Below are 20063 nucleotides of genomic sequence, written 5' to 3' on the forward strand. Positions count from 1 at the left end.
GCAAAATTAGTCCACGGTAGCGGCTGGATTGTCCTGCTGCGGGCGGCTTAAAAGTCGTCCACCTATTTTCCTTCTGCAATTTGTGCGGGAGGGACGAGGGATCTACACCGTGGACTTATATTTGAAGGTTCGTCTGGCTTGCGATGGCGGCATGAGCCAGCGCGAAGCAGCCAGGCATTTCGGCATCTCGCGCGATACGGTTCGCAAGATGATGGCGTATTCTGTTCCGCCGGGCTATCGGCGGCAGGCGCCGGTGCGACGCCCGAAGCTGGACGCGTTCATCGCGATCATTGATCGGTGGCTTGACGAGGACCGGGCGGTCCCGCGCAAGCAGCGTCATACGGCCAAACGCGTTTTTGATCGCCTTCGTGACGAACATGGGTTTGCCGGCGGCTACACGATCATCAAGGACTACATGCGCGAGCGGGACCGGCGCGGTCAGGAAGTATTTGTGCCGCTGGCCCATCCTGCCGGACATGGACAGGCCGATTTCGGGGAGGCTGTGGTTATCATCGGCGGGGTGGAACAGAAGGCGCACTTTTTCGTGCTCGATCTGCCCCACAGCGACGCCTGCTATGTCCGGGCTTATCCGGCAGCTGTGGCTGAAGCATGGGTGGACGGCCATATCCACGCGTTCGCCTTTCTGGGCGCAGTGCCGCAATCGATCGTCTACGACAACGACCGCTGCCTGGTGGCAAAAATTCTTCCTGACGGCACGCGCAAGCGGGCAACGCTGTTCAGCGGGTTTTTGTCCCACTACCTGATCCGGGACCGTTATGGCCGCCCCGGCAAGGGCAATGACAAGGGCAGTGTTGAAGGACTTGTGGGCTATGCCCGCCGCAACTTCATGGTGCCGATCCCCCGATTTGCAACCTGGGACGCGTTCAACCTGTGGCTCGAGGAGCAGTGCCGCAGGCGCCAGGGCGATCGGCTACGCGGGGAGAGCGAGACGATCGGCGAACGGCTGCAACGCGATCTGGCGGCGATGCGGCCGCTGCCGGCATCGCCCTTCGAGGCCTGCGACCAGGCCAGCGGCCGGGTCTCCTCCCAGGCGCTGGTGCGCTACAGAACCAACGACTATTCCGTCCCTGTTGCCTATGGCCATCAGGACGCCTGGATCCGTGGCTATGTCGATGAGGTGGTGATCGGCTGCGGCGGGGAGACCATCGCCCGTCATCCGCGCAGTTATGGGCGCGAAGACATCGTCTTTGACCCACTGCATTACCTGCCGCTGATCGAGCACAAGATCAATGCGCTCGACCAGGCGGCCCCGCTCCAGGGCTGGGAACTTCCCGAGGCGTTCGCCACACTGCGTCGCCTGATGGAAGCGCGGATGGGCAAGCAGGGCCGGCGCGCCTATGTGCAAGTGTTGCGTCTTCTGGAAAGCTTCGATCTGGCCGACCTGCATGCGGCCATAAAGCAGGCGCTGCACCTGGGCGCCATAAGCTTCGATGCCATCAAGCATCTCGTCCTGTGCCGGGCCGAACGCCGGCCACCCAGGCTCGACCTTGCCATCTACCCCTATCTGCCCAGAGCCAGTGTCGAGACGACCTCGGCCAAGGCCTATATGGGTCTGCTGGACCGCGAGGAGGAACTGGCATGAGCAGCGATGCTCCCGAACTCCTGCTTGCCAGCCACCTCAAAGCGCTCAAGCTGCCGACCTTCCTGCGCGAGCACCACAAGCTTGCCCGCCAATGCGCGCTCGAGGACGTGGATCATGTCCGCTATCTTGCCCGACTTGTCGAACTCGAACTGATCGACCGGGAACGGCGCATGGTCGAGCGTCGCATCAAGGCCGCCCGGTTCCCGGCCGCCAAAAGCCTCGACAGCTTCGAGTTTGCCGCCATCCCCAAGCTCAACAAGATGCTGGTGCTGGAACTGGCGCGCTGCGAATGGATCGAAAGGCGCGAGAATGTTATCGCGCTCGGACCCAGTGGCACGGGCAAGACCCATGTTGCGATCGGTCTTGGCCTGGCAGCCTGCCAGAGGGGATTGTCCGTCGGCTTTACCACCGCAGCCGCCCTGGTCAGCGAGATGATGGAGGCGCGCGACGAACGTCGCCTTCTGCGCTTCCAGAAGCAGATGGCTGGCTACAAGCTGCTCATCATCGACGAACTGGGCTTCGTGCCGCTGTCCAAGACCGGGGCCGAGTTGCTGTTCGAGTTGATCTCGCAGCGTTACGAGCGCGGCTCCACCCTGATCACCAGCAATCTGCCTTTCGACGAATGGACCGAGACCTTCGGGTCCGAGCGCCTCACCGGCGCGCTCCTCGACCGCCTGACCCATCACGTCAGCATCCTCGAGATGAATGGTGACAGCTATCGCCTCGCCCAAAGCCGGGCACGCAAAGCCAGCCGCACGTCCTGAAAAACGCAATGTTGGGGGTATCGAACACCGCTCGGGCTACGCCCTCCCGGCGCTCGATACCCCCAACATCAAGTGGCCTGGTTTTGCGCCGCCCAATGGCCGACTTTTACCCCGCCGTTGACAGACTTTTCGTGCTCGACAAAATCGCTCGGAAGCGCCCACGTACTCCGCCGACAGTTGGCGACATTTTCAAATCGGATAAAGAAAGATGACCAAGGGAAGCCATAGAAGCCGCTGCAACGACCTGCTGGCCGGACTATCCGCATATGAGGCCGATCATGGCCCTCTTCCCGGCATCAATGATCCCGCGGCGAGGGTTACATTGGTCGCTCAGATGATATCGAGCCTGAGGCGCATTGAGTACGTGCGCATCTTTCGCCAGCGCCCTGCGATGTCGCCGCTACGCATTGAGCCGCAGTCCGATCTGTTCGACCCGTTGAAGGGTGCCTTCTTCCTAGATAGTAAGGGCTCGCGCGACGAGGCCGTTTGGCTAGCCTTCATCGGCACTCATTTCGGGAAGCACCAGACCGACGCGTGGAAACTAGCGGCTAATGTGATGGGATCGTTCGGCGCCGGTCCTACCTGGACCTTGTCTAACTATGCCGGCGATCCGGCCGGTTTTGATGCCATGCTCCTCGCCCATCAGGCTGAGCTTGAGGACAAGCTGCTCTCGGGGCGGTTTTCCAATCATCGTCAATATCAGAGCAAGCAGGCGGAAGTGATCTCAAGAGTGTTTGCCACGTTTTCCGATTGGCTACTCTCCCCTGGCGGTATCAATGCCAGAGTCCGGGCAATTCATGAGAAGGTTGGTCAAGAGCCCTCGGTGGTTTTCTCGCAGCTCTATAAGTCGATGAAGGAGGTTTACGGATTTGGCAGACTGGGGAAATTCGATTTCTTGACCATGATCGGGAAACTCGATTTGGCGCCGATCGAACCGGACAGCGTTCACTTTGTTGGGGCAACCGGCCCATTGTCGGGTGGGAAGCTGTTGCTGCTCGGGTCGACTGAGGCCAAGGCTATGCCAAAAAGCATTGAAGCCAGGATAGACACCCTCGATGACTATCTCAATGTCGGCAAGCAGGTGCTCGAAGATAGCCTGTGCAACTGGCAGAAAAATCCAACGACGTTCGTTTATTTCCGAGGTTAACCAGCGAGCTCGGGGATGTGCGGGTTATCACCCCACTTGTAGCGATGGCGGAGGTGGTTCAAGGCCCCTTGACGCACCACACCCGCCTTTTCTAGTTGGCCCACGATGATGCCTGGGGTGACATTGGCCGCGCGCGCGATGTCCCGCACTGCTTGCGTCCGATATCCATGTGAAATCAGCATTTCGCGCAGTTCTTCCGGGAAAAGAAGGTCCTGGGCAAACTTGTTTGCTTCGTATTCCTGCTTTTCGGTATCCGATCCCATCACGGGACGACCGTCACCGTCGATATGCGGCTCCCCATGCAGCACGACGTGGCCTGCTTCATGGAAGAAGGTGAACCAGAAATGATCTTCGGCCATATAGCGGAAGCTCAGCAAAATGACTGGATTGCCGTTTGAATTGAACCATGAGGCGCCGCTAGCCCGACAGCCCTCAGGTGTACGCGTTGTCGCGACGGCCACGCCAACGGAGCGACAGGCCTCTACGAGGCGAGGCAAGAAGGAAGCTGGCCGCTTGAACGCGGAAAGCTTTTTCAATCCAGGCAAGATTGCCTGAAAAGCATCGCGATCAAATTTCGGCAGATCAAGGCTCTCAATCGCCAGCTCTCCGGCACGCAGCCAGACGAGCGTCGCCATGCCGTCGGATTCGAGAGTAACAGACGTGCGAAAGGCCACTGCTCCGAATCCCAGAGGAATATCGCTGTCCCCATTCCTGGAGCGTGGAACAGCCGAAGAATTTTAAAATCTCGTCCTTCAGCTTGTCCTTGGCTCGAATTCCTTTGGACACCCAGCCATACTTCCGCATTGACGACGTGGGCATTGAATCCAGCCAGGAAACTTCAGCATTTGGGGAGTTTTGGCCGTCGAGACGGGCCATATCGAGCACGTATGCTGCGTCTCGCGAAAGCCAGAAGCGTGCAGTCGACCCAAGGTTCTCGGCAAGAGCCTTCGCGTTTTCTTCGGTCAGACGGCGCTCGCCGGCGACAAGGTTGTTGAATTCGTGGTCGCTTAGACCCAGGGCGTCCGCGAGTTCGCTCGCGTCCATTTCCTTATTGTCCATCAAACGCAGGATGGTATCACCCGGTGGTGACGACCAATTTGGCTCGCTCATACCAGCACCTCTCCATTACTGAGGATGCGCAGGAGCTTGACGCGATGGACGTTTTGCCACGAAGACCCGTCGATCGCACCGACACCCACCGGCTCAATCTGTAATACCGCCGAATCTCCCAACGGATAGTTTAGGCCAAACTCGGTCCCATCCATAATGGTCGGCTCGTCCGGCATTTCGCCAAGGTACATGGCATTCCTCATATCGGCGATCAGACCGTGAAAGGACCGAGCAAGGTCATTCCCAAGCATCTGCTGCGCCGTCTCGCCGTCGTTGGTCGCCGACTTAATGGCCGGCGTCAGATAAGTCAGCTCCAAGGCAAATCGTCCGCCGGTAGACCCGGGATTAACGCTCTTCACGACTTCGCCGTTGCTAGTAGTGAGGACCAAGCCGGGGAAGGGAACAAGTCGAATCGTTCGTCAGGCAACCAAATATCGATTATCGAGTGCTACTCTGGAGTGCAACCCTTGGAGAGGGTCTGGCCTGCCACGGGAGAACTCTTCAACCACGGCGATAGCCCTATGGAACTCGTCGTCGGTACCGCGCCAGACGTGCGCCCAGGGTCTCGACGCATCTGTGTAACCACCAGACATAGTCGCACGTTTAGCGAGCCATCACCTCTTCAGGGCTCAATCCTGGCCGTTGCCACCGGTGCAGAGCAGGCGAGGCTCTAGGCAAGGGCTTTAGCAAAGCTATTTCATATCATGTGTCGCCTGTCAGTCTGGAGATTAGACGATCCTGAAGCAGGCGACTTGGCATCATGGGATGGGGTGGTCGGCGGTGCTGATGGCGAAAAACCCAAAGTCCCCGGATAAAGCCGTTGACAGCAGATGTTCTTTTTGCAGAACTTGAGTTCTGTAAAAAGAATGACGGAGGTTTCGGTGGGCAGTTTCGCAATAGATCCTGATTACGTGGAGAAGCTGATCCTGGAGATGGCCCAGTACGGCTCGGATGGCGGGACCGGGGTGTCGCGTACAGTCTATTCGCCCGAATGGGTGGGGGCGACGCGACAGTATGCTAAATGGTGCCGTGAGGCCGGGCTTGAGGCGCGTGAGGACGCGGTCGGCAATGTGTGGGGACGCCTACCGGGCTCCCAGGGGGGCAAGGCGATTGTAACTGGCTCGCACATTGACACTCAGACCCCTGGCGGACGCTATGATGGCACTCTCGGGGCGCTGGCTGGTATCGTGGCGCTCAAGGTGCTGCGCGAAACCTATGGCCAGCCCAGGCGCACTTTGGAATGCGTCGCCCTGTGTGAGGAGGAGAACAGCCGCTTTCCGACTGCCCAATGGTGGGGGTCGCGCGCCGTCACCGGCCGGACCAGACCGGAAGATGCTGACACGGTACAGGCCTTTACCGGAGAAAGCATAGCCGAGGCGATGAGGGAGGTCGGGCTTGATCCCAAAAGGGTCGAAGAAGCCAAGCGTGACGACATCGAGTATTTTATCGAACTTCACATCGAGCAGGGGCCGATCCTAGAGCAGGCCGGGTTGCCAGTGGCGGTGGTTACCGGCGTCACTGGCATCCGCCATTATCTCGTTACGCTCAAGGGGGAGCAGAATCACGCCGGCGCGTTCCCGATGGATCTGCGCCGTGATCCGATGGCAGGATTTGCCGAAATCGCGTCGGGCGTCATCGACACTGCCCATCGCTGGGGGCGTCCTGCGGTGACTACCGTGGGACGTGTCATATCCGATCCCAATGGTATTGCGGTCGTTCCCGGTTCGGTGGAGTTCTCCATCGACGTGCGTCACCCCGATCCCGCGCGGGTGGATGCGCTCTATGCTTCCCATGAGCGGCAGATGCAGGAAGTGGCAGCGCGCCGCGGGTTGGACCTGTCTTGGGAAATTCTCAATGACCAGCCGCCCTGTCCCTCCGATCCCGATATTCTCGCACAACTCAAGGCAGCGGCTGACACGTACGGCGTTCCTTATATGTCCATGGCGAGTGGCGCCGGACACGACACTCAGCAGATGGCGCGGATAGCCAAGGTTGCCATGATATTCGTGCGGTCCAAGGACGGCCGCAGCCATACCCCCGACGAATTCTCCAGCATCGAGGACATCGTGGCGGGGATAAAGGTACTTACTGAAACGCTATATCGCCTCGCCTACTAAGGAGTTCCACATGGCCGATGTTTCTGAATATCCGCGCGACCTCATCGGGTATGCGGACCGACCGGTCGATCCCAGATGGCCGGGCGAAGCCAAACTGGCAATCCAGATCGTCATTAATTACGAGGAGGGCGGGGAGAACTCCGTTCTGCACGGGGACACGGCGTCTGAGGCGATGTTGGCTGAGGACCCGTCCGTTCCCTTTTTGGGCGCGCGCAATATCAGCGTGGAGTCTCAGTACGAATATGGCAGCCGTGCTGGCTTCTGGCGCCTCCACCGCATGCTGACCGAGCGCAATCTGCCGGTCACGGTGTTCGGCATCACGACGGCCCTGGCTAAGAACCCCGTCGCTGTCGCTGCCATGAAATCGGCCGGTTGGGAAATCGCCTCTCACGGACTCAAATGGATCAACTACGCTCACATGCCTGAGGCCGAGGAGCGCGCGCAGATTGCCGAGTCCATCCGCTTGCACGAGGAGGTAGTCGGTGAGCCGCCACGAGGCTGGTACACCGGTCGTATGAGCGAGAACACCCGTAGGCTCCTGCTGGAATTAGGTGACTTCGCCTACGATTCCGACTCATTTGCGGATGACCTGCCTTACTGGACAACGGAGAATGGGGAGCCCCAGCTCGTCGTCCCTTACGCGCTGGACAGCAATGACGTCCGTTATCTGAACGGCTTTGGGCTGCAGGCACCCGACCTGTCGACCTACCTGATCCGGGCGTGCGATCTGTTACGCCGCGAAGGTAGCGTAGCGCCCAAGATGATGAGCGTTGGCCTGCACTGCCGCATCGCCGGTCGCCCTGGCCGGGCGGCCGATCTGGAGCGCTTCCTCGACCATATCACCACTCTCGACGACGTGTGGGTAACGCGCCGGATCGACATTGCGGAGCACTGGCGGGCGCATCATCCGCCGATCGTCTGACCCCGCCGATTGACGCCCGCCTCGTAACATGTTCCAAATACAGTACGTAGTTTTATATGCAGCACGGAGAGCTCTATAATGTCGAAACTTGCCCGCACTACAGCTGTCTCAGCCCTTGCGCTGGTGGTTGCGTTTTCCGGCGCCAGCGCCCAAGGAGCAACATTCAGGTTAGGTCACGTCTTCGATGCGACCCATCCCTTTCATGTTGCCGCGCTAGAGGCCACGGAGCAATTTGAAGCGTGCACTGACGGCGAGCATCGCTTCGAGGTCTATCCGGCCTCGCAACTGGGCAGCGATGCCCAGATGCAGGAGCAACTTCTCATAGGCGGGCTGGATGCCCAGCTCGCAGGCTTCATCTTTGCCGCGAATTCTTATCCCCCGCTGGCTGTTTCTGCGGCCCCCTTCGTCTTCCGCGACCGCGACCACGCCATGCGGTACATGGACAGCGAACTGTTCCGCGAGGCTTGGACCGGCTGGGAGGAAGCAACCGGCCAGCACATCCTGTCCTCCGCATTTTTCGGTTTCTTCCATGTGACCTCTAACCGGCCGCTTGAAACGCCCGAGGACATGGCTGGACTGCGGGTGCGGGTGCCCAATATGCCCATCTACATGGCCTTCCCTGAGGCGGTGGGCGCAGCTCCGACACCTATAGCCCTGCATGAGGTCTATCTGGCCCTGCAGCAGGGGGTTGCCGAAGGCTCGGTCAACGGTCTCAGCATGACCTACGCCAACCGCTTCTACGAAGTGCAGGAATATGTGAACCTGACGGGTCACATGGTGGACTACACCCTGTTCATCGTCTCGGACATGGCTCTGCAGCAGCTAGACGAAGCTGGACAACAATGTCTGGACGAAGCTGCCGCTCTTTGGGGACAACGCGGAAGCCAGCTACTGTACGGACTTGAAGAGGGGCTGCGGGAGGAGCTTGAAGGAAGCGGTGAGCTCACCTTTGTGGAGGTGGACCGAGAAGCCTTTGCCGAGATCGCGGTGGAGGCCCAGGCCGCTTTCGCCGAAATGCAGGGCGCCTCGCCCGAAGCACTGCAGGCAATCCTTGATCTTTGACTATCGCGAAACACCCGGGGGCCGGCAGCCCGGCCCCCTTCGTTGCAGGCTGTAAGAGGTGCCAAGATGCGCCGTTTCCTATCCTCCATCGCTGATATCCAGATCGAACGGCTCATCGGCGTGGTCGCGTTGCTGGCGATATTCGTGGTCATGCTGACAGGCGTCGTGCTTCGCTACGGATTCTCGTTCAGCCTCACCTGGTATGAAGAGTTCGGGCGTTACGGCCTCATCCTCATAACTGGCCTTGGCATCGGAGCAGGCATCAAGAACCGCTCACACATTGTCATCGACAACGGCTATCTGCCCGTATCGCTTCGGGAGGCCGCGACGCTTCTTTCGTCTCTGGTCACCCTAGCCTTCCTGTGCGCACTTGCTTGGTACGCCTATGCGCTGGCAGGCGCTCTGAGGGCGTCGCGCAGTCCAGCGCTGCAGCTGCCAACAGGGTGGTTCTACACGGCCATCGCCATCCTCGCGCTGCTGGGTGTAGCGCGCGTCATAGAGCGTGCCCTGCGGGCGAAATCCGGTTCTTGAGGTCGTCCATGTTCCTGCTGTTCGCCAGCCTTATTTTTCTGATGCTCATCGGGACGCCAGTGTTCGCCGCGATTGGCGCAGCCTCCTTGCTTTACATGTTTGCCAATGGGCTTAATCCGCTGGTCGGGGTGCAGCGGATGGTGGCGGGAGTGGACAGCTTCACGCTGTTGGCCGTGCCATTTTTCATCTTTGCCGGGCTGTTGATGAATGCCTCGCAGGTCACAACGCGGCTCTTCAACTTCGCCAACTCAATGGTGGCGCACTGGCGGGGCGGGCTGGGCCACGTCAACGTCTATGGAAGCCTGATCTTCTCGATGATGAGCGGTTCTGCCATGGCCGATGCCGCTGGACTAGGGTCGATTCAGCTCAAGGCGATGAAGGAACGTGGCTACGATACTGGCTTCGCTGTGGGCACCACAGCCGCGACCACCATCCTTGCTGGCGTCATTCCACCGAGCCTGGCCCTCGTGGTCTATGGCTTTGTGGCGAACGTTTCTGTGGGGCAGTTGTTTCTCGCGGGCATTCTGCCAGGCTTGCTCTGCGCGCTGTTTTTGCATATTGCAATCTTCGTCTACGCTACCACACGTGGCATGCCGGCCGAGCCGCGCCATTCTTGGCTGCAGCGGGGCCAGGCGTTGATCCAGGGCGTCCCGGCGCTGCTGCTGCCTGTAATCATCATAGGTTCGATCGCCGCAGGAATCGCTACGCCTACGGAGGCGGCGGCGATAGCCAGCGCTTATGCACTGATCCTCGGGGTCGTGTTCTACAGAACCCTCGATCTGCGCGGCATTGGCAAGGTTCTGGTGGAAACCTTCGAGTTGACGGCGACCATCCTGATCATGGTTGCGGCCTCCATGCTGTTCGGGTGGATTCTTGTTTACGAGAACGTGGCGCGCGATCTTACGCAACTCCTCGTGGGTTTCGCGGACGAAACATGGCAGCTCACGATCATCCTGGTGCTGCTTCTGCTAGTCTGCGGAATGTTTCTAGATAACCTCGTCGTCATCCTGATAACGACGCCCATCCTTATGCCGGTCGTACTGCAATATGGAATCGACCCCACGCAGTTCGGCATTATCATGGTGATGACAGTTATGATCGGCCTCATGACCCCGCCCATCGGGATGGCGCTGTTCGTGGTGACGCGCATTGCCGGCATGCCATACATGAAAGGATTCATGGCCACACTGCCGTTTCTCGTGCCGGTGCTTCTGGTAATCCTGCTGGTGATCACGGTCCCGCAGATTTCGCTTGCTCTGCCGCAGTGGTTGATGCGTTGAGTGGGTCACCCGACGGCGGGAAACCCCGCCGGCGGCAGACCGCCGATCGCGCGATGGATTTCCCCCACGGCTTCGATGAGAGCCTCTGCCACCGTGTCCTGACGCTGAGTGATGTCCGGCGTGAGCCCTACGCAGTCGAGGATGTAGACGACTTGCCCACTGAAATCGAAAATGGGAAGCGCGATGGCGGAGATGCCAACGGTGAACTCGTCGATACTGAGCGCGTAGCCGCGCTCACGCGTCAGTTCAAGCTGGCGCCACACCTCTTGCATGCTGGTGGCGGATTGGGACGTATAGGAAACGGGCGTCCAGTCCGCCAGCCAGGCCTCCACTTCGCTGACTTCCACCCACGACAGCAGCGCCTTCATGTGGGCGCTCGTATCACGGGGATAGTGGTGTCCTACAGGATAGGAGATTTCCAGTTTGCCCGGGGCGTTGGCTTTTCCGACTACTACGAAGCCGCCGTCTGGGTGTGGCTCGGAGAGAATGCAAGACGTGTCCGTCTTGAGCGGCAAATCCTGAACGATGCTGTTGGCCACGAAGAACGGGGACGCTTCCAGGGTGATGGAGGAGACATCGCGCAGGATGCCCGTGCCCAGTTCGTAGGTCTTGAGGTCGGGGTTGAAGTGCAGCCAGCCGTGATGGACCAGCGTGCGCAGGATCGAGAAGCAATGGCTCTTGGTGATTCCGGTATTCTCGATTATCGCCGAGAGAGTGACGGCGCGTGGCTGCTGGTTGATAAAGGACAGTATCTGGATGGCTTTATGGACCGCGGGCACCAGGCTTCGCGCCGTCGGTTCGGTGTCGTCCAGCGTCCAGCGCTGGCCGTGATTTCTCAGTTCTTCATACCGCATAGGGGACAACGGCGTCTTCCTGGGCGGGCGATCGTCTGGCCCGGCCTCTATCAGTGGGCGAGATAAGCTGTGCAGCAGATGCCGAGCGGTTTGGCCCATTTTCAACCGCCGGGCAAGCCTATTGTCAGATTCGTTAAAGAAAACCCATCCCGCCTGAACTGCCACAAGCGAGGCGTTTTGTGCGGTCTGCTGCCGGCATGACCGGCGCTAACCAAGGCGGGCTTCTGCGTAGCCCGCATTTCCCAACTGAGAGGATAAATAACGATGAAGCACCTCAATCCTGGCAAGCGCATGAGCGGCGCGGTGATCGCCAACGGTACCCTGTATATCTCCGGTCAGGTTGCCGATGATGTCAACGCGTCGCTTGAGGAGCAGACACGGCAGGTCCTGGCCAAGATCGACCACTATCTGGAGGGGGGCGGCACTAGCCGGTCCAAATTGGCCATGGTCAATATCTTCCTGCCCAACATCATGGATTTCGAAGCAATGAATGCGGTTTACGACGCATGGGTCGATCAGCAGGCCGCACCCGCCCGCGCTACCATTGAAGCCCGACTGGCCAATCCCTCTCTGCGTGTGGAAATCAGCGCAATCGCAGTCGTCTGACGTAAGCGCTCCCGGCAGTGCTGGTAGCGCGGTAGTTTGGGGAGCTATTGCCGTGCTTCAGGCTGCCGGGCGTACATGTGAACGTTCGGTCGCGGACCGGCGATATCGTGCCATTGCCCCGCGGGCTGCGCCGCATTGGCGTGACGCGTTTAGGAGGGTATAGAGCGTGGTGACGGCTGGACATAACCCGGTCGCGAATAGGCTGTTGCGCAAGCACGCGAGACATCTTGGTACGGGCGGGATAACGCCTGAGGTTAGCTTTAACGTCCGCGACCTCGTCAAGATCAGGATCCGCGATCTGGCTGCCGGACCGGAAATTCGGACCCGTGCGATCGCCGTGCAGCAGAAGACAGCTCGTCCAGTCCATTTCGAGATCACCACCGAAGTGAGAGCCAGCCTTCTGGCTTGGCTCGAGTGGCGCGGAGGCACCGTCGACGACTTTGCACGGCTTATCTACATCGTGGCCAGGACCAGACAGGCAGCAAGCGCGGCCCCCAAAATGCCTCTTGGTGAAACGGAACAAGAGGCAGGTACGGGCAATCGCTAAAGTGCTCCTGAACGGTTGAGATGGGGGCGTTTGCCGACCGGCGGCTGCGGGGTGGAAAGGAGACATGCAGCTTTCATTCGTCCAGACGGATTTTAAGACATAGGGACAGGGTGTGTCAGTCCGCCCTGAAACTACCTCGGGCGAAAACGCTGGCAGTCCTAGGCAACAGCGGCCACGCCTGTCATAATTATTGAAGGTCGTACCATCATCCGTCCCTCACTTTGAGTGGGACCAGCGCTCAACGAACGTCGCCATGGGCACGCCGTCAAGGTGATTCTCCGAACTCGACATCAGCAGCAATCGATTGATGTGATTGTCCTGAAGTCCCCCCAGCCGGAACATGCTCGTGACCTTGCCCACGGTATGAGGTACTCGGTTCTTGTCGAAAAGCGCGTCCGCCACCGATTTGTTTCGATTGAAACGGGCCGCCAGTTGCGCCTCATAGTTCGACCTTGTCGTGTCGGGTGTGGTTGTGCGCAGGTATCGATACGCGCCGTTGAACACTGCGGTGATGCCTGTGAAGGCGCCCTCATCCTTGACAGTTATGAGTGGCTCGAAACCAATGGGAAAACGGAGTGGAGACGCATGGACCGCTGCGCGCAATTCCTTAAGCGCGGGGGCAGTGCCCAGGTACCTTCGGTTGAGCGCCAACTGCAATTCCCGCCATCGGAATGGGCTATCGGTCAGAATTTGCGCACCGGTAGCCTGCGCTAGGTACATTGTCATCTCGAAGTTAGGCGCCATTTGCATGGCGTTCAATTGGCCTCCAGCGCCAAGGGTGCGTTCCTGGAGAACGGCCAGCGGATCATCGAGCCTCTCCTGTTCCAAATAGCGCAGCAGCGCAGCTGTGTCGGTCGGAAGATCGGCCTCCGGCAGTTCTGCTAACCGCGACAGGTGTGCCTCATCTGGCAATCCCAGCATCATTCGACGCATGTCTTCATTGACGATCTCTTCCAATCGAACATCGTCCTTGAGTTCCATACTCATCCAAGGCCGTCTCGCCTCAGCCATCCTCATTGTCTGGTCCCGCAGATGAAAGTCGAAGTCCCACGGATCAGGAATGAGATGAACCAAGCCCGCCTGCACCAAGGGAACGATGTTCAAGAACGTCATGAGCGACTTGAGCACCTCCCCTCGATATGCGTGCGGGTCTTCGGTGGGGCGCATCTCCTTTTTCAAGGACATCGGATTGACGAAGGGATGTTGAATGAGGATTTCTCCGAAATACAAAGGCGCGCCCAAGGCGAACTCAGGGATGAGCTTGGGATGCAGTGACCCGGTAAATACCGACCGGAACGTACCGTCTGGTTTCGGTAACAACGCCAGCAGATCAGTCTCTCGGGGCCAGAGCGACGAGTACATGTCGTACAACGTCGCGATCTTCTCGTCGGTCATGCTGCGGCGGATTTCTTCCCAGTCCTTGCCGTCGAGCTCAAGGAGGTTCTCGATGCCCATCAGGAACATCAGGTTCCGTTCGCGAATGCTCTTTTCTGTCCAGCTGGTCCGTAAGTGCTGCGGTCTGGTCTTGCAGCATGCAGAAAATGACAATCCGGATCCGCATGGGCAAAGCTCCCGGTTGCCGATCGGTTGAGCGGGTGCAGGCTTAACTAGCCAAGGCCGCGGGCCTTCGCGCCGACCAAACTCATCTTGGTAGTCCACCCGACCGTCTTCATATCCGACATACATCTCCCCTCCGAAATGGAAGAGCCCATCTTCCGGAGGAAGGAGGGTGGACCGTAGGTCCCGCCACGACTTGGTTACCGTTTCCTCCGGATACAACCACTCCTTTCGTCCAGCTGCGATGTACCTGTGCGCTCTGGCCTTTGCGATGAAGTTGATTTCGGTCACCTGCTCGTCGGTGAGGTGCCGCGTGCGGATAAAGTTGATCGTGTTCACGAGGGCGTTGTGGAAGCGGCGCGCAAACGTGCGTTTCTCAAGTGGATTGGCCGCGTGATTTTTTGCGTACTCGAGGTTGGTGAGGATCAAGCAGTGGTCTTGGCCGAGGGGGAAGATGGTTTGCGAACATTTCAACGCGATCGAGGGGTCGCACGGATATTTATTGAGGCGGTCCCGAGGCGGAACAGCATAATTGTAAACCGTCACGGGATGATCGGTCACGATGAACTTTGTGTTCGCTTGTTCGGCAGAGACGATCTCCCGGACACCTGTAGTCCAGGTGGTGACATTGAGCATCCTGAGGCTCTGCATTTCCATCATCAGCTGATTTTGAGAGAGCTCAGGATATTGCGTCCTCAGCCAGGCAAGTCCTTTGGGCGTGCGCAGCTTCTGGACGTCGAGGTATTCGAAGAGGGTTTCGAAATTGGCATGCCATGCCGCTTGATCGGACCCCTCAAAGGCCCGGATCGCATCTGCACCTCTGGTGTCGATATCACCGAACAGCCGACGTTCGATCTCATCGCTTACCGCAGTGCCGAAGAAGGTGGAGTAGAGATCCTTCTTTACGAAGGCTCGCACAGTAGGTGTCCGATGCAACGATTGGCCAGGAACATGGGTTCCATCACCCCTCCGATGCATCTCAGGCGTTAGGTCGAGGTACGCGAGCTCGTTTTGCCCATCCAACAGAAACCGCCGTTGGTGCCATTGGGGCACGTAGTGGTTGTTCCTGGTGATCGACATCGAGATAGTGACCCCGCCCTCGTCGCGCTTTTCTGCGCTCAGCCTAGCCCATAGTTCTCAGACTCGGGCGTCATCTCTAGATTTTGGATGGGAGGTTAAGGCTTCTGAGACGCTGAAGACAAACTCAATATGAAGGAACCACCGCGGCAGATATTTTTTGAAGTAGCCGCAGCAAATGCCGCGGGATACCCCACGCTAGCCTAGGTCCTGTTGACAAAGTCTTTTAGCCACCTGCGGATGGCTGCAAGGTTGAGGAAGCTTGCGAATGACAGAGCCGTTTTCTCATACCGGGTGCCGATGCGACGCATGTGCTTGAGATACCCGAACATGCGCTCGATGCGGTTGCGGTCTCTGTAACGGGAGAAGTCGCAGGGAATATGAACCTTGCGATTGGCCTTTGGCGGGATGACTGGCAAGATGCCCTGTAGCAGCAGGGCTTCTCGAACAGCATCGCCGTCGTAGCCCTTATCGGCCAGAAGTGCCTTTGGCTTGTTGACCGGCAGGGCCATGAGTTCGCCGACCGCGCCATAGTCCGAGGCTTGCCCGCCTGTCAGGACAAAGCCAAGAGGGCGTCCCTGATTGTCACAGCGGGCGTGGATTTTGCACGTAAAGCCGCCGCGTGATCGACCAAAAGCCTCCTTGTGAGTCCCCCTTTTGCGCCGGCTGCCGATACATGGCCCCGAACTGTGGTGCTGTCGATCATATGCTGCCAGTCATCGGTCAGCCCCATCTGGACCAGCGTTTCAAGGATGGCATCCCAGACGCCCTGTTCGGCCCAGCGCCGGAACCGGACATAGACAGAGTTCCACTTGCCGTAGCGCTCATGCATGTCGCGCCAGGGGCAGCCAACCCGCAGCACATGCAGCATGCCGTTGAGAAAACGCCGATTATCATGAGCAGGGCGGGATTTCCGTCCGCGCTCTGTGGGCAAGAACCCTTCGATTACTGCCCACTCTTCATCGGTCAGATCGCCGCGTGCCATCATCGCTCCCCATAAAGAGGAGTGTTGAATCAGACTTCACCTGATTTGGGAATCCACTTTGTCAACACGACCTAGGTCTTCTCTGTGGGGAGCGAAGACTTTTGCTGGCGGCTTTCACGATCGTCTCATCTCTGGCCAATGGCCGAAATGGGGTCGGTAGCTGAACGGCGACTTTCTTCGTTTATTTGCCAGAACCGGTCAGTCTGGAATCGGCCCCGGAATTGCCGGGCAGCAATGCGCCACATTCGGTCATTCAGCACGCTGAAAACTGGCCGGACTGCTAAGCGCATAACCGGGTCAACGCTCCAACCAATAAACCATAAACTACCCATCACCTCATTGAGGAAGGCAAGAGGTTTGGAGAATTGCGCCGGTGAGAGAGCTACTGATGAGCTCTCCGGTCAAAGGTAGGTGAACAGCGAGCGGTGCAATACCGTGGCCATCATCGCCATCGGACATGAAATAAGAAGAATTTTATAGCGAAAATGGCGGAGGGGATGGGTCTGACGTCCAACCTTCTCCAGTATAAGTCATTGATTTTATTTGATGCGCACAGCTGCTACGCTGGAAGAGCGGGAGTCCGTCCGCAAAGGTTGGCTCTATCGTGATGTCGGCAACGATGAGCGGCAGTCGGCTGCCTTGATCTTGGAGAGCACCCCCGATCATCCACCAGCCGCCCTCGGCGCCAACAGGATGACGGCCGCACCGGCGAGGCAGATTGCGGCACCTGTCAGGTCCCAAGTGTCCGGGCGCTGCTTCTCGATGAGCCACAGCCAGAGGAGCGAGGCTGCGATATAGACCCCGCCATAAGCTGCGTAGGCCCGCCCCGCAAAATCGGAGGGGGCAAGGGTCAGGAGCCAAGCGAAGACGGCCAGGCTCAGGAGGCCGGGGACCAGCCAGAGCGCGCTCGCGCCTTGCCGCATCCATGCCCAGACCGCAAAGCAGCCCGCAATCTCGGCCAGAGCGGCACCGATGTAGATGGCGAGGGTGCCGGGTGCTTTCACGATGCCGCCTCGCTCTCCGGATGCTGGTGATCGGTTGCGCATAGCGAATGGTCGCCCAGAACTTCAATGACCCGGCAATCGGCAATCCGACCGCCTGCACATTGCACGACCATGCGCTCAAGTTCGCCTTTCAGCGCAGTCAGGCGCGCAAGGCGGCTTTCAACCTCGGCCAGCTGCGCCCTGGCGATGACATCGGCGGCTGCGCAGGATTGATCGGGTCTGTCAGAGAGACTCAGAAGGTCTCGGATAGCGTCCAGCGGAAAACCGAGCTCCCGCGCATGGCGGATGAAGGCTAGCCGATCCAGTGCCGACTGCCCATAGAGCCGCTGGTTCCCGGCACTGCGATCTGGCTCCGGCAGGAGCCCGATCTGCTCGTAGTAGCGGATCGTCGGAACCTTCACGCCGGCCGCTTCGCCCAATTTTCCGATGGTGAGCATCAGATTTCCTCTTGAAGCTATAGCTACTAGAGACCTTAGGTTCCCGACTCAGCAAATACAATGTTGCCCGCTGGGCGGGTTGGAAGGGCGTGATGACGGCGAACGACAGTGCAACCTACGAATGGACGGTTTCCGGGATGGACTGTGCGTCGTGCGCCGGCAAGGTCCGGGGTGCGGTCGAACGCCTGCCTGGCGTGAGCGACGTCGATGTGGCGCTAATGACCGAGCGGCTTCGGCTGACTCTGGATGAAGGGCAGACCCCTCGCAACCAGATCGAAGCAATCGTCAAGCGGCTCGGCTACGGGATCGCGGCGAAAGGATCGAGCCCCGATCGGAAAGGCTTCGTGCTGCCGGACGATGAGCAAGCGTCCCGTGCGGACGGCTCGCGAGATGCCGCAGGACTCGAGCCCAACGCTGGATCGACAGGGCCCGAGAGCGGTCCCGGGCCCGGTTCGCGTTGGTATCAGACCGCGAAGGGCAGACTGGTGATCGGCACCGGTCTCCTCCTCGCGGCGGCATGGGCCGTGAAACTGCTCGCCTCCCAGGATGTGGCAACGTGGGCATTCATCCTCGCGACGCTCATTGGTGTCGCCCCTATCGCACGCCGCGCCGTCGCGTCCGCCAGAGCGGGGATGCCGTTCACGATCGAGATGCTGATGACAATCGCCGCCAGCGGCGCGCTCGTCATCGACGCCGCCGAGGAAGCGGCGCTCGTCGTCTTCCTCTTCGCCGTCGGGGAGGTTCTCGAAGGTGTTGCGGCGAACAAGGCCCGCGACGGGATCCGGGCGCTCGCTCGTCTGGTACCGAAGACCGCGATCCTGGAGATCGGCGGCCGGACTCGGGTGATACCAGCCGACCAGCTGCAGGTGGACCAGATCGTTCTGGTGCGCCCGGGAGACCGGGTCCCGGCAGATGGCGAAGTTATCGAGGGCACCTCGGGCGTCGATGAGAGCGCCGTCACGGGCGAGAGTGTGCCGAAGCTGAAGGAACCCGGTGCCTCCGTCTTTGCCGGCTCCATCAATTCCGAGGCGGCGCTGCGTGTTCGGGTCACCAAGTCGGCCGAGGACAACACCATTGCCCGTATCATCCGGCTGGTCGAGGAAGCGGAAAGCGCCCGGGCCCCGACCGAGCGCTTCATCGACCGTTTCAGCCGCATCTACATGCCGGCCGTCGTCGGAGTTGCGGTGCTGGTGGCCATCGTCCCGCCCCTAGCGTTCGGGCAAGGCTGGGATACGTGGATCTACCGGGCGCTCGCGCTTCTCCTGATCGGATGCCCCTGCGCGCTGGTGATCTCGGTACCGGCTTCCATCGCCTCTGCGCTTTCTTCAGGCGCGCGTCGCGGGCTGCTGATGAAAGGAGGCGCCGTGATCGAGGCCGCGGCGGCCACCACGCATGTCGCATTCGACAAGACCGGAACCCTGACCCACGGACGGCCGCGCGTCACGGACGTGGTGCCGATCTCGGGATCGGAGACAGAGGTGCTGGCGCTGGCTGCCGCCGTCGAAGCGGGGTCGAGCCATCCTCTGGCGGAGGCGATCCTGTCCCGCGCGGAAGCTGCGGGAGCGCCGTTCCTGGCCGCGACCGCCGCCAAAGCGCTTCCGGGCAAAGGGGCCGAAGCAGTCGTTGAGGGTGAAACCGCCTGGGTGGGCTCTCCACGGTTCGCCGGGGAGCGCGGTGTGTTGGACGACCACGCGCTCCGGGCGGTGGTCGGCATGGAAGATGAAGGCAAGACAGTCGTCGCGGTCTTCCGCCGGAGCCAGTTGGTCGGACTCGTAGCGCTCCGGGACGAACCCCGAGAGGATGCCGCCCGCGCGGTGCAGCAACTCAAGGCGCTTGGCATCGCGTCTGTGATGCTGACCGGCGACAACCGGCGCACGGCAGCAGCCATTTCCGCTGGGCTGGGCATTGAGCATCGCGCCGAACTGATGCCTGAAGACAAGGTCGCGGCGGTCCGCGAGATGATGGCCACGGGCCATGTCATGATGGTGGGCGACGGCATCAATGATGCCCCTGCACTCGCCACCGCCCACATCGGCGTGGCCATGGGCTCGGGAACGGATGTCGCGCTCGAAACCGCGGACGCCGCGATCCTGCGCAATCGCGTGACCGATGTGGCCGGCAAGATTCGCCTTGCTCGCGCAGCCATGGCGAACATCAGGCAAAATGTGGCGATCGCGCTCGGCCTTAAGGCGGTGTTTCTGGTGACGACGATCCTCGGCATTACCGGGCTGTGGATCGCGATCCTTGCAGATACCGGCGCGACGGTGCTCGTCACACTGAACGCGCTGCGGCTTCTTGCGTTTGATCCGGAACGTGAGGCCTGAGATCAGATCATCGGCAGGGCGATGGTTCCGCTGCCATGCCGCAGGGCCGAGCGCTGAGAACATAAACCTCGGGGTACTGTTCCGCCGCGAGTGCTCAACATGCTGCAACTGGAATCGGGCTTCTGCTCGGTTTCGC

General features: G+C 59.9%; 18 protein-coding genes and 1 pseudogene. 11 read left to right on the forward strand and 8 right to left on the reverse strand.

Annotation, left to right across the window (positions count from 1 at the left end; all coding sequences use genetic code 11):
* Positions 1-109 precede the first annotated feature (109 nt).
* From istA to OF122_RS12585, 3 genes are all read left to right on the forward strand, one after another.
* Positions 110-1603 carry an IS21 family transposase gene (gene istA / locus OF122_RS12575; protein WP_264224573.1) on the forward strand — a complete coding sequence of 498 codons (1494 nt, stop codon included), beginning with the start codon at positions 110-112 and terminating at the stop codon, positions 1601-1603.
* Entirely contained in the window at positions 1600-2367 is a 768-nt protein-coding gene (istB, locus tag OF122_RS12580) for an IS21-like element helper ATPase IstB (protein WP_264224574.1), read from the forward strand. The genes istA and istB overlap by 4 nt, the downstream gene beginning before the upstream one ends.
* 208 nt (positions 2368-2575) lie before the next feature.
* Complete coding sequence (locus OF122_RS12585; protein WP_264224575.1) at positions 2576-3514, forward strand: alpha-glutamyl/putrescinyl thymine pyrophosphorylase clade 3 protein; 939 nt, start codon at positions 2576-2578, stop codon at positions 3512-3514.
* Here OF122_RS12585 and OF122_RS12590 read toward each other — a convergent pair.
* From OF122_RS12590 to OF122_RS12600, 3 genes are read right to left on the reverse strand one after another with little or no spacing between them, the layout of a single operon-like run.
* Positions 3511-4149, reverse strand: coding sequence for an ImmA/IrrE family metallo-endopeptidase (locus tag OF122_RS12590; RefSeq protein ID WP_264224576.1), 639 nt, complete (start codon positions 4147-4149; stop codon positions 3511-3513). The genes OF122_RS12585 and OF122_RS12590 overlap by 4 nt on opposite strands.
* Entirely contained in the window at positions 4106-4624 is a 519-nt protein-coding gene (locus OF122_RS12595; RefSeq protein ID WP_264224577.1) for a helix-turn-helix transcriptional regulator, read from the reverse strand. Before OF122_RS12595 ends, OF122_RS12590 begins: the two co-directional genes overlap by 44 nt.
* Entirely contained in the window at positions 4621-4941 is a 321-nt protein-coding gene (locus OF122_RS12600) for a hypothetical protein (RefSeq protein ID WP_264224578.1), read from the reverse strand. Before OF122_RS12600 ends, OF122_RS12595 begins: the two co-directional genes overlap by 4 nt.
* Positions 4942-5505: 564 nt before the next feature.
* Between OF122_RS12600 and OF122_RS12605 the strand changes: the two genes are divergently transcribed.
* The 5 genes from OF122_RS12605 to OF122_RS12625 all read left to right on the forward strand — a co-directional run bounded on the left by OF122_RS12605 (position 5506) and on the right by OF122_RS12625 (position 10536).
* Positions 5506-6741: a Zn-dependent hydrolase gene (locus OF122_RS12605; RefSeq protein ID WP_264224579.1), complete on the forward strand. Its 1236-nt coding sequence runs from the start codon at positions 5506-5508 to the stop codon at positions 6739-6741.
* A gap of 10 nt (positions 6742-6751) precedes the next feature.
* The gene (gene puuE / locus OF122_RS12610) at positions 6752-7663 is read left to right on the forward strand and encodes an allantoinase PuuE (RefSeq protein WP_264224580.1); all 912 of its coding nucleotides are present in this window, start codon (positions 6752-6754) and stop codon (positions 7661-7663) included.
* A 78-nt stretch (positions 7664-7741) separates the two neighbouring features.
* Positions 7742-8725 (forward strand): TRAP transporter substrate-binding protein DctP, encoded by a 984-nt coding sequence (gene dctP, locus OF122_RS12615; protein WP_264224581.1) that lies wholly within the window; start codon positions 7742-7744, stop codon positions 8723-8725.
* A 66-nt stretch (positions 8726-8791) separates the two neighbouring features.
* Positions 8792-9256 carry a TRAP transporter small permease gene (locus OF122_RS12620; RefSeq protein ID WP_264224582.1) on the forward strand — a complete coding sequence of 155 codons (465 nt, stop codon included), beginning with the start codon at positions 8792-8794 and terminating at the stop codon, positions 9254-9256.
* Positions 9257-9264: 8 nt separating this feature from the next.
* Positions 9265-10536: a TRAP transporter large permease gene (locus OF122_RS12625; protein WP_264224583.1), complete on the forward strand. Its 1272-nt coding sequence runs from the start codon at positions 9265-9267 to the stop codon at positions 10534-10536.
* 5 nt (positions 10537-10541) lie between these two features.
* Here OF122_RS12625 and OF122_RS12630 read toward each other — a convergent pair whose 3' ends face one another.
* Positions 10542-11390 (reverse strand): IclR family transcriptional regulator, encoded by an 849-nt coding sequence (locus OF122_RS12630; RefSeq protein WP_264224584.1) that lies wholly within the window; start codon positions 11388-11390, stop codon positions 10542-10544.
* A 264-nt stretch (positions 11391-11654) separates the two neighbouring features.
* Between OF122_RS12630 and OF122_RS12635 the strand changes: the two genes are divergently transcribed.
* Together OF122_RS12635 and OF122_RS12640 are read left to right on the forward strand one after the other, a co-directional pair.
* Positions 11655-11996 (forward strand): RidA family protein, encoded by a 342-nt coding sequence (locus OF122_RS12635; protein WP_264224585.1) that lies wholly within the window; start codon positions 11655-11657, stop codon positions 11994-11996.
* Between the two features lie 205 nt (positions 11997-12201).
* On the forward strand, positions 12202-12543 hold the full coding sequence (locus tag OF122_RS12640; protein WP_264224586.1) for a site-specific integrase: 342 nt from the start codon (positions 12202-12204) through the stop codon (positions 12541-12543).
* Positions 12544-12759: 216 nt separating this feature from the next.
* Here the strand turns inward: OF122_RS12640 and OF122_RS12645 are convergent, their stop codons facing one another.
* From OF122_RS12645 to OF122_RS12665, 4 genes and pseudogenes are all read right to left on the reverse strand, one after another.
* Positions 12760-15180, reverse strand: coding sequence for a DUF4238 domain-containing protein (locus OF122_RS12645; RefSeq protein ID WP_264224587.1), 2421 nt, complete (start codon positions 15178-15180; stop codon positions 12760-12762).
* Positions 15181-15380: 200 nt separating this feature from the next.
* A pseudogene (locus OF122_RS12650) lies at positions 15381-16162 on the reverse strand (IS5 family transposase).
* A 662-nt stretch (positions 16163-16824) separates the two neighbouring features.
* The gene (locus tag OF122_RS12660; protein WP_244304760.1) at positions 16825-17166 is read right to left on the reverse strand and encodes a YnfA family protein; all 342 of its coding nucleotides are present in this window, start codon (positions 17164-17166) and stop codon (positions 16825-16827) included.
* Entirely contained in the window at positions 17163-17603 is a 441-nt protein-coding gene (locus tag OF122_RS12665) for a MerR family transcriptional regulator (RefSeq protein WP_045681275.1), read from the reverse strand. Before OF122_RS12665 ends, OF122_RS12660 begins: the two co-directional genes overlap by 4 nt.
* Positions 17604-17695: 92 nt before the next feature.
* On the opposite strand from OF122_RS12665, the gene OF122_RS12670 reads away from it, so the two are divergent.
* A complete protein-coding gene (locus OF122_RS12670; protein ID WP_062563568.1) occupies positions 17696-19927 on the forward strand; it encodes a heavy metal translocating P-type ATPase in 2232 nt (743 codons plus the stop codon).
* Positions 19928-20063: the final 136 nt, after the last annotated feature.

This window comes from Pelagibacterium flavum (genome assembly GCF_025854335.1).
GTDB classification, from domain to species: Bacteria; Pseudomonadota; Alphaproteobacteria; order Rhizobiales; family Devosiaceae; genus Pelagibacterium; species Pelagibacterium flavum.

Excerpts from the sequence above, each read along its gene's own strand:
- puuE (WP_264224580.1), top strand. The coding sequence starts at position 6,752 with ATGGCCGATGTTTCTGAATATCCGCGCGACCTCATCGGGTATGCGGAC.
- OF122_RS12620 (WP_264224582.1), top strand. The coding sequence starts at position 8,792 with ATGCGCCGTTTCCTATCCTCCATCGCTGATATCCAGATCGAACGGCTC.
- OF122_RS12665 (WP_045681275.1), bottom strand. The coding sequence starts at position 17,603 with ATGCTCACCATCGGAAAATTGGGCGAAGCGGCCGGCGTGAAGGTTCCG.
- OF122_RS12670 (WP_062563568.1), top strand. The coding sequence starts at position 17,696 with ATGACGGCGAACGACAGTGCAACCTACGAATGGACGGTTTCCGGGATG.
- OF122_RS12590 (WP_264224576.1), bottom strand. The coding sequence starts at position 4,149 with ATGGCGACGCTCGTCTGGCTGCGTGCCGGAGAGCTGGCGATTGAGAGC.
- dctP (WP_264224581.1), top strand. The coding sequence starts at position 7,742 with ATGTCGAAACTTGCCCGCACTACAGCTGTCTCAGCCCTTGCGCTGGTG.
- OF122_RS12630 (WP_264224584.1), bottom strand. The coding sequence starts at position 11,390 with ATGCGGTATGAAGAACTGAGAAATCACGGCCAGCGCTGGACGCTGGAC.
- OF122_RS12585 (WP_264224575.1), top strand. The coding sequence starts at position 2,576 with ATGACCAAGGGAAGCCATAGAAGCCGCTGCAACGACCTGCTGGCCGGA.
- OF122_RS12625 (WP_264224583.1), top strand. The coding sequence starts at position 9,265 with ATGTTCCTGCTGTTCGCCAGCCTTATTTTTCTGATGCTCATCGGGACG.
- istB (WP_264224574.1), top strand. The coding sequence starts at position 1,600 with ATGAGCAGCGATGCTCCCGAACTCCTGCTTGCCAGCCACCTCAAAGCG.
- OF122_RS12595 (WP_264224577.1), bottom strand. The coding sequence starts at position 4,624 with ATGAGCGAGCCAAATTGGTCGTCACCACCGGGTGATACCATCCTGCGT.
- OF122_RS12645 (WP_264224587.1), bottom strand. The coding sequence starts at position 15,180 with ATGTCGATCACCAGGAACAACCACTACGTGCCCCAATGGCACCAACGG.
- OF122_RS12635 (WP_264224585.1), top strand. The coding sequence starts at position 11,655 with ATGAAGCACCTCAATCCTGGCAAGCGCATGAGCGGCGCGGTGATCGCC.